Source organism: Bradyrhizobium sp. IC4060 (assembly GCF_020193715.1).
Taxonomy (GTDB): Bacteria; Pseudomonadota; Alphaproteobacteria; order Rhizobiales; family Xanthobacteraceae; genus Bradyrhizobium; species Bradyrhizobium yuanmingense.
In genome coordinates this window covers 219650-233064 of sequence record NZ_JADYVJ010000005.1, presented here as the reverse complement: position 1 = coordinate 233064, position 13415 = coordinate 219650, and the positions used below count along the sequence as shown (strand labels likewise).

Here is a 13415-nt window from a genome sequence, read left to right as displayed (position 1 = left end):
ATCTGACTCGGAGCAAGCCTGAATCGGTCGGCCCGGTCAACCTGCCGGGCTGCCAAATGTGAGGTCAGGAATCCTTCTGCCGCCCAATCCGCCCCAGGTGGGTGAAGCCGAACCCGGCGGAATATTTCAGGCCGTAGCCGAGCGCCCGGTCGATGCCGATATGGGCAAGCCAGATCAAGGCGATGGAGAGGGTGAGGGGCGAGGCGAGGGCGAAGCCCAGCGTCAGCAGCGCCACCGGCACCAAGTAGCTGTGGGCGGCGTTGTAGACCATCGCGCCGAACCTGGCGTCGGACAGGTAGGCCAGGAAGCTCAGATCGGGTACGAAGAACAGCAGCGCAAACACCAGCCACGACCCGTCCCAGGCCGCATAGAGCGTCACCATCCCTGCAAACAGGGTGAGGCCCTCCAGCCGCAGCAGGATGTTGACGCCGCCTGTTGCAGCGCCCGTCTCGGCCGTTCCTTCGCTCACGCTCGCCTCCTGGGCAAAACTTTGTAATTCCTTGCGCTTTCCCGCTGCGGCAGGGCAGCCCTGCGACGGCGAAAGCGGCTTTCCGGGCCGCAAAATGCCGTGTTAGAACCCGCCCATCACTTAAGAACTGGCGGGAGCAAATGAAACACATCCTGGACGCCCTTGAAGATCGTCGTGCCGGCGCAAAGCTCGGCGGCGGGGAGAAGCGCATCGAGGCGCAGCACGCCCGCGGCAAGCTGACGGCCCGCGAGCGCATCGAGCTTCTGCTCGACAAGGGATCGTTCGAGGAGTTCGACATGTTCGTCGAGCACCGCTCCACCGAGTTCGGCATGGAGAAGAGCAAGGTGCCGGGCGACGGCGTCGTCACCGGCTGGGGCACCGTCAACGGCCGCAAGACTTTTGTGTTTGCCAAAGACTTCACGGTGTTCGGCGGCTCACTCTCGGAAACGCATGCGCTGAAGATCACGAAGCTCCAGGACATGGCGATGAAGGCGAGGGCGCCCATCATCGGCCTCTATGACGCCGGCGGCGCCCGCATCCAGGAAGGCGTCGCCGCGCTCGCCGGCTATTCCTACGTCTTCCGCCGCAACGTGCTTGCCTCGGGCGTGATCCCGCAGATCTCCGTCATCATGGGCCCCTGCGCCGGCGGCGACGTCTATTCGCCTGCGATGACCGACTTCATCTTCATGGTGAAGAACACCAGCTACATGTTCGTCACCGGCCCGGACGTCGTGAAGACCGTGACCAACGAGGTCGTCACCGCCGAGGAGCTCGGCGGCGCCTCGGTGCATGCGACGCGTTCCTCGATCGCCGACGGCGCCTTCGAGAACGACGTCGAGACGCTCTTGCAGATGCGCCGCCTGATCGACTTCCTGCCCTCCAACAACACCGACGGCGTGCCGGAATGGCCGAGCTTCGATGACATCGAGCGGGTCGACATGTCGCTCGACACGCTGATCCCCGACAATCCGAACAAGCCCTATGACATGAAGGAGCTGATCCTGAAGGTCGTGGACGAGGGCGACTTCTTCGAGATCGCGGAAGCCTTCGCCAAGAACATCGTCACCGGCTTTGGACGCATCGCCGGGCGCACCGTCGGCTTCGTCGCCAACCAGCCGATGGTGCTGGCCGGCGTGCTCGACAGCGACGCATCGCGCAAGGCGGCACGCTTTGTTCGTTTTTGTGATGCCTTCAACATTCCGATCGTCACCTTCGTCGACGTCCCCGGCTTCCTGCCCGGCACCGCGCAGGAATATGGCGGCCTGATCAAGCACGGCGCCAAGCTCCTGTTCGCCTACTCGCAATGCACCGTGCCGCTCGTCACCATCATCACCCGCAAGGCCTATGGCGGCGCCTTCGACGTCATGGCCTCCAAGGAGATCGGCGCCGACATGAACTACGCCTGGCCGACCGCCCAGATCGCGGTGATGGGCGCCAAGGGCGCGGTCGAGATCATCTTCCGCTCAGACATCGGCGACCCCGACAAGATCGCCGCCCGCACCAAGGAATACGAAGACCGCTTCCTGTCGCCCTTCATCGCCGCCGAGCGCGGCTATATCGACGACGTCATCATGCCGCACTCGACCCGCAAGCGCATCGCGCGGGCGCTGGCGATGCTGAAGGACAAAAAGACGGAAATGCCGGCGAAGAAGCACGACAATTTGCCGTTGTAATAGGAGGTAGCCCGGATGAGCGAAAGCGACATCCGGGTCTTTGCCGAGGTCCCGCATGTCCCTTTGCTCATGCGGGCGACAGCTCCTTCTGATTTGGCGCGCTCGATCCAATGACCGAAGACGATCCGACCGATGAAATCTCCGATATCGAAGATCGGATCGAAGAGCTCGCCGAGATCGCTGAGCGGTGCCGCAAGTACATCCTCGCGTCCAAGATCGCGATCGGTGGCGGGGCGGCGCTGCTGCTGGTGACGATCCTCGGTGTGTTCGGCTTCGGTCAGACCGCAGCGCTTGGATCGATCGCGCTGGTGCTCGGCGGGATCGTCTCGCTCGGCTCGAACATCAGCACGCTGCGGCAGACGGAGGAGGCCATCAGTGCTGCAGAGGCGCGGCGTGCGGCGTTGATCGGCAGCATTGACCTCAGGGTCGTTGCCGATGCGCCGCTGAAGCTGGTGTGAGGTGTAGGGTGGATTAGCGAAGCGTAATCCACCAAGGTGTGCGTCATCGGATGGAGAAGTGGCGGATTACGCTATCGCTAATCCGCCCTACGCATCAGACGCCTCCAGCGCCAGCAAGCCTCACGCGGCCTGCTTGACTGTCAGCTCCGACAATTCGGCGCGGCATTCGGCGGCGTAGGCCTGGAGCCGGTCGGCGGTCTGCCGGTCCAGGATGGCCTTGGCCAACCGCTCGGCGCGGGCGATCTGTCGCTTGAGATATTCGATGCGGACCATGGGTCACCTGTCGAATTGAATCGTTCCGATGCCGGCGACACTATGCCAAGCACAGCATCGATTATGTGAGGTGCATCACGCCCCACGCGCCTTATCCGCCGCGGCGAAATGCGCCAGCTGGTCGGCGTGGGCCTTGGCGAACGCCGGACGTCCGGTGGCGCGCGCGACGTAAGCGCGGCAGGCAGGACTGTCCGTCAGCCCGTTGAATCCATCGATGACGCGCAGCACGTCCGCCATCAGGATGTCGGCGACGGAGAAGGAGCCCGCCAGCCATTCGCGGCTGGCCAGCACCGGCTCGAGATGCTTGAGCCGAAGCTTGAGGAAGTCATCCACGAACTTCCATGCTGCCGTGTCGGTCGGATGTCCCATGAATTTGGACATGCCCCAGGGCAGGCTGGCCATCTCCACCGAATTGAGCGCCGCGAACACCCACTCCGCCGCTTCAGTGCGGCCGCGCGGGTCCTTTGGCATCAGCCTCTCGCTGAGGCCGCCGAGATGCAGCAGGATCGCGCCGGTCTCGAAGATCGAGAGGTCGCCGTCGGTCAGCCACGGAACCTGGCCGAACGGCTGGTGGGCGAAGTGCGCGGGCCCGCGGTCGTCGAATGGCACGCTGGCGACGCGATAGGGCAAGGCGGCTTCTTCGAGGGCCCAGCGCACGCGGAAGTCGCGCACGAAGCCTCGCGGCGCTGCGGGAACCCAATCGAAGGTGGTCAGGGTGAGGTCGGCCATTTGCTGTCTCCGTGTGCCGGTTCAACGCAAAGGACGAACGAAGGGCGCCCATTCCGACACCGGCGGCGACTCCTTTTGTCGCCGGCGGCTTAACCGGCTAGGCTCGCCCCAAACAACAGGAGGAAATCCGATGCCAGCAGCCTTCTTCGTCATTCGCGCCGTCGTGTCCGACGCCGCCAAGCGCGCTGCTTTCGACCGTTGGTACGAGACGGAACATTTGCCCGACGCGGTGCAGGCCTTCGGCGTGAGCAAGGCGTGGCGATTCTGGAGCCTCGACGATCCCTCGCTGCACCAGGCGATGTATCAGTTCGATGACGAGGCCAAGCTGAACGCGATGCTGAAAGGTGATGCGCTGAAAAAGCTCGTCACCGACTTCAACCGCGACTGGCCCGACGTGAAGCGCTCGCGCGAGACGCTGGTGCTGGCGCAGGAGTTCGCGACGTAGCGAGGTTCTGTAACCCGGACGGAGTTACGAATTCTTCATCTCGGCTCGCATGAATCTGAACGCCGGCTTCAGCTTCGGTTCATGGCGTTGCAGCGACATTCCTTCTGCATCACGTGCACGATGATCCAAGAAGGAAGAAACGATGGAGCGCCGGAACTTTTTGAAACTTGCCTTGGGATTGACGGCGGGCGCCGCTGCCTTCGCCGCAACCGCGGCACAGGCCGCGCCGCTGTCACCGCAGCCGCTCGCTGATCCCACTCACGCGCCGCAAGGCAATCCCGACGCGCATCCCGCTGTCACGACCAGTGAGGAAGCTGCGCAACTCGCTCCTGAGCAGGTTCACTGGCGTGGGCGTGGCCGCCACTGGGGCTGGCACCGCCGTCATTGGCGCCGGCACCGTCGGCGCTGGCGCCGCCGCCATTATTGGTAAGCTCGCGACCATTCGCGGACTCAACGGGGATCGCCGCTGGCGGTCCCCGTTTCTTTTCTGGAGACGCCCGGCTCCGTGGGCGAAAGTCAGAGCGCCAAAAGAAAATGGCCGCAGCGGATGCCGCGCGGCCATTCTGGAGTGCGAAGAAGATCAGTAAGGACGGCAGCGGCCGGCGTACCAGCGGAAGCCGTAGGGGCAGACGCGCGCGCGGGGCACCACGACGACCGGCGGGGCGACCACCACGGGGGCGGGGCGCACGACGACTGCGCCACGCATCGGGCGGCACTGACCATAGGGGCCGCGATAAAACCCTCGGCCGCAGCCCTCGGCGGCGCTGGCCGCCTCGCTGAAACCGACGACGGCCGCGCTGGCGAGCATGACGGCGGCTAACAGGTATTTCATTTTTGATCTTCCTTCTCGTCCTGGGGGCAGGCTTAGGGGGATGGCGCTTGTGGCGCACAATGAATCAACAGACACGATTCGACACGTTAAAATTGGAGAAACGTGCCGGCACGTCGCGATCCAAACCTGCCAATCATGACCTGAATGCGGCATGAACGTTCCCCGCATCTGGTCCCGGACGACACGCTGGTGTCGCTAGCGGCCGAGAAAGCCCAGCACCAGTTCCTTGTACGTCTCCGGCGCCTCCAGGAACACGAGATGGCCGGTGCCGGGGATCACCTCGGCCCGCGCGTTCGGCATCTTCGCGGCGAGCTGCTTCGCAAGCTCTGCGTTCTGCCCCATCTTGGCCCGCAGCGCCTCCGGCGCGAGCGGCCGGCCCGGCGCGTTGTGGTCGTCCGCGCCCATGATGAACAGAGTCGGTGTCGCGATCAGCGGGATCTCGTGCGCCACCGGTTCACGATAGATCATCTGGCCGGAAGAGACGAAGGCGCGCAGCCAGCGCGGATAGTCCGGGCTGCCCTTGATATTGAAGCGGGCCTCGATGAACGGCGTGATCGCCTCGGCCGGCAGCTTGATTGCGTAATTGGTCTGGAGCTGCTTGCGATAGCCGTCGGCGGTGAGCTTGTCCTCGGTCTCGATCATCTTCTCGGTCGGCGTCGGCGGCACGTAGAGGCGGTAGTCCTCGAGCCCGATCGGCGCGGTCAGCACCAGATGGACGAGGCGGTCGGGATAGGCCCGGGCGATGCGCACGCCGAGCATGCCGCCGAGCGAATGCGCGACGATCTCGGCCTTGTCGATTTTGAGGTGATCGAGCAGCGCAATGGTGTTGCGCGCCAGATTGTCGAAATGCAGCTCGCCCGCCGGCTTGGAAGACTTGCCGAAACCGACCTGGTCCGGCACCACGACACGAAAGCCGGCCTCGCTCAGCATCTTGATCACGGGCGCCCAATAGCTCGACGGAAAATTGCGCCCGTGCAGCAGCACGACGGTGCGGCCGTTCGGCCGTGCCGCGGCGACATCCATATAGGCCATGCTGAGCTGCTCGCCGTCGTTGACGACGGGGAGCAAGTGCACGGGGTAAGGATAGGCAAAGCCTTCGAGCGCGATGCCATAGGGCTCGCGGGGCGTGGCATCGGCGGCGTAGGTCGATGTGAGTTGGAAAGTAAGAAGGGCGGCGGCGAGCGCGGCCAGGAAGATGCGGTTCATCACAGTCTCCGTCATGCCCCGGGCTTGTCCCGCCTGCGCGGCCGAAGCCGCTTCGGCGAGGCGAAGGCCCGGGCATCCACGTGCCAGCCGCAATAAAGACGTGGATGGCCGGGTCAAGGCCGGCCATGACGAGAGTGCACATTCACACGCAAACGTGCGATCTCACAGAGCTTGTGTGATCAGTCCTTCCCATTCGCGAACAGCGCAGCGAACTGCTTCTCGCCGGTACGGGTGAAATTCACAATACGGCTGCCGGGCGTGGGATCGCGCGCGGCCCATTTCAACTCGGCGAACCGTTGCATCATGGCCGCGCCCAACGTGCCGGCGAGATGGTGCCGCCGCTCGCTCCAGTCGAGGCAGGCCTTGCAGACCGGGCGGCGCGGATGGCTGAGCATGTCGGGCGAGATCTGCAGGTGCTTCACAAGAAAGCGCTCGCCCTCGGCGGTCAGCTCGATCTCCTGCTTCTTCTGCCTGACCAGATGCCGCTCGCGCAAGGAGTCCAGCATCTGCACGCCGAGGTCGCCGGCGAGATGGTCGTAGCAGATCCGCGCGCGCCGCAGCGCAGGGTCCTTCGGCCCGGTGCGCACGCGCATATGGCCGGTCCGCGCGGCAAGGCCGGCGAGCCCCTCGAGCACGCCGGCGACGTCGTCGTCGGTGAGGCGGTAATAGCGGTGGCGGCCCTGTTTCTCCGGCTCGATCAGGCCGCCGGCCTCGAGCTTCGACAGATGCGAGCTTGCGGTCTGCGGCGTGATGCCGGCCTCCTGAGCCAGCTCGCTCGCCGTGAGCGCACGGCCGTTCATCAGCGCCGTGAGCATGTTGGCGCGGGCGGGATCGCCGACCAGCGAGGCGACCATGGCGATGTCGGGTCCTGATTTCATGCTTCGATGGTAACCGAAGCGTTGGTGTCGGGCAAGGGCGTAGCGTGTTGTCACGAACACGTCATTGCGAGCGAAGCGAAGCAATCCAGACTGCGTCCGCGGAGGGACTCCTGGATTGCTTCGCTACGCTCGCAATGACGGCGAAAACAAAGGAGCCCATCATGTCCGTCACCGTCTTCATCCGCTACCAGCTCGATCCGTTCAAGCGCGCGCAGTTCGAGGAATATTCGAAGCGCTGGCTCACCATCATCCCGAGATGTGGCGGCGAGTTGATTGGCTACTTCATGCCACATGAGGGCACCAACAACATTGCGTCGGCCCTGATCTCGTTCGAGAGCTTGGCCGCCTATGAAGCCTATCGCAAACGGCTGCGCGCCGATCTCGACGGTATGGCAAACTTCAACTTTGCCGAGGCGGAGAAATTCATCCTCGCCGAAGAACGCACCTTCCTGCGCAAGGTGGTATTGTAGGCCGACCAACAGCAGGAGACGCCCATGATCGCCGTGATCTTCGAGGTCTGGCCCAAGCCGGAACACCGCCAGACCTATTTCGACCTTGCAGCCGATCTGAAGCCGTTGCTGCAGACCATCGACGGCTTCATCTCGGTCGAGCGCTTCGAGAGCCTGACGGAGAAGGGCAAGATCCTGTCGGTATCGTTCTGGCGGGACGAAGCGGCCGTCCAGGCCTGGCGCAACACGATGGAGCACCGCCGCACCCAGGCCAGGGGCAGGGCGCAGATCTTCGCCGATTATCACTTACGCATCGCCAGCGTCATCCGCGACTACGGCATGAACGATCGCGACGAGGCGCCGAAGGACAGCCGCGTCGTGCATGACCAGGCCGCGCGGTAGCGGCCACGAAAGCCTCATAGCCGCGGATCGACCGGCTCGCTCTCAAGTGCCAGCACGGCGAATACGCACTCGTGAATCCGCCGGAGCGGCTCGCGGGCGACAAAGCGCTTCAACGCCTCATGGCCGAGAGCGAATTCGCGCAGGGCGAGGTTGCGCTTGCCGCCGAGATTGCGCTGGCGCAGCCGGATAATGTGTTCGGGCGCATCGTATTCGGGACCGTAGATCAGGCGAAGATACTCGCGCCCGCGCACCTTCAGCGCAGGCTGAATGAGGCCCTTCTTGCCGCGAGCAATGAAGTCGCGTGGCTTGACCACCATCCCTTCACCGCCCTGGTTCGTCATGGCTTCCCACCAGGCAATGGTATCGCCGATGGCGGTCTCGTCGTCGAGAGCAACCGTGCGCCACTGCGTTTTCCTGATGACCGCGTCGGAGGCGGCGGCCAGCCGGTCGGCGAGCTTCATGTGCCAGACGTGATCATGGTCGAACCAGACGCGTCCCTCGCTTGCGAGCAGATGGAACGGCGCAACCCTGAGATCGGCAACGCCGCTCACCGGCCAGATATAGGGCGCCCAAACCTTGCCATAGCGCTCCGCGCGCAGAAGGCGGTCGGCGAAGCGATCGCGAAGGCCGGCGATGTCGAGACCGCGCTTGGTGGCACGCGTCAGTGCGTCCGCCGCCGCGGACAGTCCCGCCGCGGACGAGGCGGCAACCGGTGCGTACTGGCTTTCGATCAGGCTACCGGCCTTGGCCGACCAGGGCATGATCTCGGCGTCGAGCAGCAGCCAGTTACTGCCAAGCTCCTCCCACAGGCGCGCGCCGTCCACCGCGTGCCGTAATTGTGCCAAAAGCGCCTCGGTCGTCGCGGCGTCATTGAAGAAGCCGCGCCCGGTCCGGGTCCAGATCGCGCCAGTCTCGCCGATGGGCACGCCGAACCGGGCAGCGGCCGCGCTCGCCGTCCGGCACAGCGCGATGATCGCGCGGGAGCCCATGTGCTTCTCCTCGCACACCACCTCGCTGACGCCGCGTTCGCGAAAATGCGCAAAAGCCTCTTCGGGCCGCTCCAGCCAACCCTCGCGCGCGCTGGTTTCCGAAGGCGACATCGTCGGTGGCAAATAAGCGAGCCATTGCGGTGCGAGCGCGAACCGGCTCATCACCTCCAGTGCCGCAGTCGCATTCTCCTCCGCGACCACGATTCGGCCGCGCAGCTCGGTCTCGATCCAGCGCCGTCCGACGACGTCTTCGATGTCAAGCACCTGATCGGCGTCGGCTTGGGCCGAAGCTGGGTCGGCAGGGCTTGCCAGCGGCCGCACCGGTTCGGACCAAACGCGTTCCGCCACAACCTCGACGATCTCCTTCTCGGGCCAGCGCAAGGCCGTCAGCTTGCCGCCGAAGACGCAGGCTGTGTCGATGCAGAGCGTATTGTTGACCCAGTCGGCCCGGACCACCGGCGTGTGACCGTAGACGACGGTCGTCGATCCCCGGTACTTGGCCGCCCAGTCGGCGCGGACCGGCAGGCCGTAGGAGTCGATCTCGCCAGTGGTCTCGCCGAACAGCGCAAATTCCCGGACCGCGCCCGAGCCGCGGCCGATCATGTCTTCTTTCAGCCCGGCATGCGCAACTGCAAGCCGTCCGCCGTCGAGCCAGACATGGCTGCGGAGCCCGTCGAGGAAGGTGGCGACGCCGTCGCGGAAGCCGCGGTCCTCATGGGCGAGTTGATCGATCGATTGTTGCAAGCCATGCGCAACCGTGACCTTGCGGCCGGCAAGCCAGCGCTGGAGCTTGCGGTCGTGATTGCCCTGGACGACATACGCGGTGCCGGCCGCCGTCATGCTCATCGCGATGCGCAGCACATCCGGCGTGTTGGGGCCGCGATCGACGAGATCGCCGACGAAGACTAGCTTCCGTCCCTCGGGTGGCGTCACGGTGACGCTACGGTCAGCCGACCATTGCACACCGTAGCCGAGCAGCGCGAGCAGCGCCTGCAATTCGTCTGCGCAGCCGTGAACGTCTCCGATGATGTCGAACGGGCCGTGATCTCCGCGTTTATCGGTCCAGAGCGGCTGGCGCGCGATGGTGGCGGCGTCGATGGCCTCGACATCCGAGAGCTTCCACACCTGACGAAAGCCTTCGCGCTGGAGGCCGCCGAAGCCGCGCCGGATCTCCGAGACCATGCGTTGCACGACCTGTCCGCCGAACGCGCGGTCGGGACGCTCCTTGTTGCGCGCGATGCAGACGTCGATGCCTGGATCGAACACGATGGCGATCGGTAGGGCGTGCCATTTGCGCGCCAGCTCGACCCAGCCCTTGCGCTCGGCAGGGCGGACGTTGGTTGCGTCGATGACCGCAAGCCGGCGATGCTTCAGGCGCTTGCCGGCGATTTCGCGCACGAGGTCGAAGGCGTCCGCACTGATGCTCTGGTTGGTCTCGTCGTCCGCCACCAGGCCGCGGCAATAATCCGACGAGATCACCTCGGTCGGCAGAAAATGCTTTGCCGCGAAGGTGGATTTGCCGGATCCGGTCGAGCCGATCAGCACGACCAGCGAGAAGTCGGGAATCTCGAGTTTCATCGTTTGAAGCTATCGCGTGAAGACGGCCATTTGGGTGGGTGATCCGAGCGCCGGGTCGCTCGCGCCGATGTCGCTGAATTCGGCGCGGTAGCCGTACGCCGTGCCGATCCTGTCCGCCCAGTCGCGAAACTCGGTGCGGGTCCATTCGAACCGATGGTCGCGATGGCGGAAGCTGCCCGCCGCGAGCGTCGGAAACAGCACGTTGTATTCGGCGTTGGGCGTGGTGACGACGACCGCGCGCGGCCGCGCCGCGCCGAACAGGACACGTTCGACGAGCGGAAGGCGGTCGGGATCGAGGTGCTCGATGACCTCGACCAGCGCTGCGGCATCCGCCTCGGCCCAGCGCTTGTCGTAGTAGGTCAGGGAGCCGTGCAGCAGCGACACGCGGCCTTCCGGCGGGCCGCCGGGCAGGTTCAGCTTGAGGCGCCGTACGGCCCGCTGCAATTCGTTCACGGCAGGGTCGAGGCCGATCAGCCGGTCGGCCCAGCGTTCGCGGAGGAGGTGCTGCAAGAGCTTGCCTTCGCCGCAGCCGAGGTCGGCCACGGTCTTGGCGCCGGTCGCACGCAGCGCCTCGACGACCGCGGCCATCCGCTGGTCGTTGAGCCGGATCGGCGTCTCGAGCGTGTCCTCGTCGCCGCTGCGCTCGTCGGGCTCGGTAGGATCGTCCTTGGTCTCGGGGGCAAGGCGTTCCAGCGCAACGCGTGCCAGCGTGCCGCGATGACGGAGATAGCGACGGACGATCAGCTCCTTGGCTGGATGCTGTTCAAGCCAGCCTTCGCCGCGCTTGAGCAGCTTGTCGATCTCATCGTCGCCCACCCAATAATGCTTGGCGTCGTCCATGACCGGGATGAGCACGTAGAGATGATTGAGGAGGGCGCTGAGCCGGGCCGTCCCGCTCAGGCGCAGGCGTGCATAGGCCTTGCCGGCCGTGTCGACGTTCGGGCTCGGGACCGGCTCGAGGTCGACGAGCCAGCCGAGCGGTTCGAACAGCTGCCGCACCACGCGCTCGCCGCCGCGCATCGGCAGCGGGGTGACCACGGCCTCCAGCGGAAGATCGCTGTCGGCGAGCTCCTGCCGCGCGCTGCTCACGCCATTCATGGCGGTCCGGAACGTCTTGTTCAGCGCTACCGAGAGAAACGAGGAGGCCGCGTACGGACGGTCGTTGACGTATTGATCGAGCAACCCTTCGCCCTGTCCCTTGCCCCTGACGAGGCCGACTGGATCGACGTCGAGCACCAGCGCCGCCTCGCAGCGCGACTCGCGGGCTTCGGGATAGAATACAAGGACCTTGCCATAGGTCAGCTCGAGCTCATGCATCCGCTCGGGATGCTTGTTGAGCAGGTAGCCGAGGTCGGTGGCCGGTTGATGGGTGGTCGCAATCGATAGGAACATGCCGTCAGATAGCCGATGGCAGCATTTACTTCCAGTGGTCTTGATTGCTCCGCTCGCCTTTGAGGGCGGAGACACTGGCGCGGCCGGGCACGCAGCCTTATCTCTGCGCGGCTAACAAGGGAGAGAAACATGCACGTGACGACCGCTGACAAGCGCGCGACGTTCAGGAAGATGCACGAGAGCGGCTGCTTCATCCTGCCCAATCCGGTCGATGTCGGCAGCGCGAAAGCCTTGCAGCATCTCGGTTTCAAGGCGATCGCGTCATCGAGCGCCGGCTTTGCCTGGACCATTGGCAAGGCCGACAATCACGTTACCGTCGAGGACGTCTGTCAGCATCTGGCAGCATTGAGCTCGGCTGTCGACATCCCCGTGAACGCCGATTTCGAGGGTGGCTTTGCGGTCGAGCCCGATAAGGTCGCGGACAATGTCGAGCGCGGTGTGCGCACCGGCGTTGCGGGCCTCTCGATCGAGGATTCCACCGGCGACAAGGACAAGCCGCTCTACGATCGCGCGCTGGCCGTCGAGCGCATCAAGGCCTCGCGCAAGGCGATCGGCGACAGCGGCACGCTGCTGGTCGGCCGCTGCGAGGCCTATCTGTGGGGCGTGACCGATCTCAAGCTCGTCATCGACCGGCTCACCGCCTATGCCGATGCCGGCGCCGACTGCCTCTATGCGCCGGGTCTGAAGAGCCGCGAGGACATCGCCGCGGTGGTCAAGGCGGTCGCACCGAAGCCGTTCAATCTTCTGATCGGCGGCTCCGGCCTGTCGCTGCAGGAAGCCCAGGATCTCGGCGTGCGCCGCATCAGCGTCGGCGGCTCGCTCGCCCGCGCCGCTTGGGGCGGCTTCATGCGCGCGGCCAAGGAGATGGCGGAGAAGGGGACCTTCAACGAGCTCGGCGGCGGCTATCCCGGCGGCGAGCTCAACAAGATGTTCGGCTAGAGCATGATCCGGAAAAGTGTGAAGCGGTTTTCCGAAACGATCATGCTCAAACAAAGACCTAAAGCGCGATGACGATTCGTCCAAATCTCATCGTGCTTTAGGCAAACGAAAAGCGGCGGGATGTTGCATCCCGCCGCTCTCGCGCTCATTGCGCAATGTTACTTCGCGCCGTCAGACGGAGCTGGCGTATTCGGGGCCGGCCTGTTCGGCGCTGCACCCGTGGTCACGCCCGGCTCGGTGTTGCTGCGCGGCGTCACGTCACGCATGCCGGGAGGTGCGGCCGGATTGGTCGGCTGCGTCTGCGCAGTCTGCGAGGCCGGTGTGTTGCTGGCCTCGTTGGTGGTGCTGGAATTGTTCAAGCCGTAGAACACTGCGCCCAGCACCAGGGCGACAGCGACCGCAAACAGCGCGATCTTGCCGCTGGAGGCGGGGCCTTCCCCGAGCTCGGGATCGGCCTGCAGGTCGGCATCCCGGCGCGCCGCGCGAGAGTACTCATCGTCGGCGAGGTTCGGGCGGTACGGATCGTTGGGAAAACGGTCGTCTGCCATCGATTGGTCTCCTCGGTTATGACCCTCGGACAACCCTCAGGTGCGAGATTCTGTTCCGCGCCACCTGATGCTTTCGTCGCATATTGCCCCGTTGCGGGGAATCGGGAACCTGTTCTGTCGAATCCCCGGCCTAAAGTTCCATTGTCGGGAGGAGG

Annotated in this window: 16 protein-coding genes; 7 read left to right on the top strand and 9 right to left on the bottom strand. The window is 64.9% G+C overall.

Translation table 11 applies throughout. The features are described from left to right. Positions 1 to 64: 64 nt before the first annotated feature. Positions 65 to 469: a DUF4260 domain-containing protein gene (locus tag I6F16_RS19355; RefSeq protein ID WP_109143370.1), complete on the bottom strand. Its 405-nt coding sequence runs from the start codon at positions 467 to 469 to the stop codon at positions 65 to 67. A 140-nt stretch (positions 470 to 609) separates the two neighbouring features. Here I6F16_RS19355 and I6F16_RS19350 point away from each other — a divergent pair, with 140 nt between their 5' ends. Next, positions 610 to 2142: an acyl-CoA carboxylase subunit beta gene (locus I6F16_RS19350; RefSeq protein ID WP_128264731.1), complete on the top strand. Its 1533-nt coding sequence runs from the start codon at positions 610 to 612 to the stop codon at positions 2140 to 2142. Between the two features lie 110 nt (positions 2143 to 2252). Continuing rightward, the gene (locus I6F16_RS19345) at positions 2253 to 2600 is read left to right on the top strand and encodes a hypothetical protein (protein ID WP_225113216.1); all 348 of its coding nucleotides are present in this window, start codon (positions 2253 to 2255) and stop codon (positions 2598 to 2600) included. 120 nt (positions 2601 to 2720) lie between these two features. On the opposite strand, the gene I6F16_RS19340 is transcribed toward I6F16_RS19345, so the two are convergent. Beyond that, positions 2721 to 2873: a hypothetical protein gene (locus I6F16_RS19340; RefSeq protein WP_193374987.1), complete on the bottom strand. Its 153-nt coding sequence runs from the start codon at positions 2871 to 2873 to the stop codon at positions 2721 to 2723. Positions 2874 to 2948: 75 nt separating this feature from the next. Then, positions 2949 to 3602: a glutathione S-transferase family protein gene (locus I6F16_RS19335; protein WP_225113215.1), complete on the bottom strand. Its 654-nt coding sequence runs from the start codon at positions 3600 to 3602 to the stop codon at positions 2949 to 2951. A 130-nt stretch (positions 3603 to 3732) separates the two neighbouring features. Between I6F16_RS19335 and I6F16_RS19330 the strand changes: the two genes are divergently transcribed. Both I6F16_RS19330 and I6F16_RS19325 read left to right on the top strand, forming a co-directional pair. Further along, a complete protein-coding gene (locus I6F16_RS19330; RefSeq protein WP_225113214.1) occupies positions 3733 to 4047 on the top strand; it encodes a hypothetical protein in 315 nt (104 codons plus the stop codon). 142 nt (positions 4048 to 4189) lie between these two features. Then, positions 4190 to 4477, top strand: a complete 288-nt coding sequence (locus tag I6F16_RS19325; protein ID WP_074448158.1) for a twin-arginine translocation signal domain-containing protein — start codon at positions 4190 to 4192, stop codon at positions 4475 to 4477. Positions 4478 to 4627: 150 nt separating this feature from the next. Here I6F16_RS19325 and I6F16_RS19320 read toward each other — a convergent pair whose 3' ends face one another. From I6F16_RS19320 to I6F16_RS19310, 3 genes are all read right to left on the bottom strand, one after another. Further along, positions 4628 to 4879, bottom strand: a complete 252-nt coding sequence (locus tag I6F16_RS19320) for a hypothetical protein (protein ID WP_036011098.1) — start codon at positions 4877 to 4879, stop codon at positions 4628 to 4630. A gap of 195 nt (positions 4880 to 5074) precedes the next feature. Beyond that, the gene (locus I6F16_RS19315; RefSeq protein WP_225113213.1) at positions 5075 to 6085 is read right to left on the bottom strand and encodes an alpha/beta hydrolase; all 1011 of its coding nucleotides are present in this window, start codon (positions 6083 to 6085) and stop codon (positions 5075 to 5077) included. A 179-nt stretch (positions 6086 to 6264) separates the two neighbouring features. Then, complete coding sequence (locus I6F16_RS19310; protein WP_192893176.1) at positions 6265 to 6963, bottom strand: winged helix-turn-helix domain-containing protein; 699 nt, start codon at positions 6961 to 6963, stop codon at positions 6265 to 6267. A 161-nt stretch (positions 6964 to 7124) separates the two neighbouring features. On the opposite strand from I6F16_RS19310, the gene I6F16_RS19305 reads away from it, so the two are divergent. Continuing rightward, positions 7125 to 7433 carry an NIPSNAP family protein gene (locus tag I6F16_RS19305; protein ID WP_036011128.1) on the top strand — a complete coding sequence of 103 codons (309 nt, stop codon included), beginning with the start codon at positions 7125 to 7127 and terminating at the stop codon, positions 7431 to 7433. Between the two features lie 24 nt (positions 7434 to 7457). Next, positions 7458 to 7814: an antibiotic biosynthesis monooxygenase gene (locus I6F16_RS19300; RefSeq protein WP_225113212.1), complete on the top strand. Its 357-nt coding sequence runs from the start codon at positions 7458 to 7460 to the stop codon at positions 7812 to 7814. Between the two features lie 14 nt (positions 7815 to 7828). Here I6F16_RS19300 and I6F16_RS19295 read toward each other — a convergent pair whose 3' ends face one another. Both I6F16_RS19295 and I6F16_RS19290 read right to left on the bottom strand, forming a co-directional pair. Continuing rightward, entirely contained in the window at positions 7829 to 10381 is a 2553-nt protein-coding gene (locus I6F16_RS19295; protein WP_225113211.1) for a polynucleotide kinase-phosphatase, read from the bottom strand. A gap of 9 nt (positions 10382 to 10390) precedes the next feature. Next, positions 10391 to 11773 (bottom strand): 3' terminal RNA ribose 2'-O-methyltransferase Hen1, encoded by a 1383-nt coding sequence (locus I6F16_RS19290; RefSeq protein WP_225113210.1) that lies wholly within the window; start codon positions 11771 to 11773, stop codon positions 10391 to 10393. 129 nt (positions 11774 to 11902) lie between these two features. Between I6F16_RS19290 and I6F16_RS19285 the strand changes: the two genes are divergently transcribed. Next, the gene (locus I6F16_RS19285; protein WP_036011106.1) at positions 11903 to 12712 is read left to right on the top strand and encodes an isocitrate lyase/phosphoenolpyruvate mutase family protein; all 810 of its coding nucleotides are present in this window, start codon (positions 11903 to 11905) and stop codon (positions 12710 to 12712) included. Positions 12713 to 12870: 158 nt separating this feature from the next. On the opposite strand, the gene I6F16_RS19280 is transcribed toward I6F16_RS19285, so the two are convergent. Further along, positions 12871 to 13260 (bottom strand): hypothetical protein, encoded by a 390-nt coding sequence (locus tag I6F16_RS19280; protein ID WP_036011109.1) that lies wholly within the window; start codon positions 13258 to 13260, stop codon positions 12871 to 12873. Between the last annotated feature and the right edge of the window lie 155 nt (positions 13261 to 13415).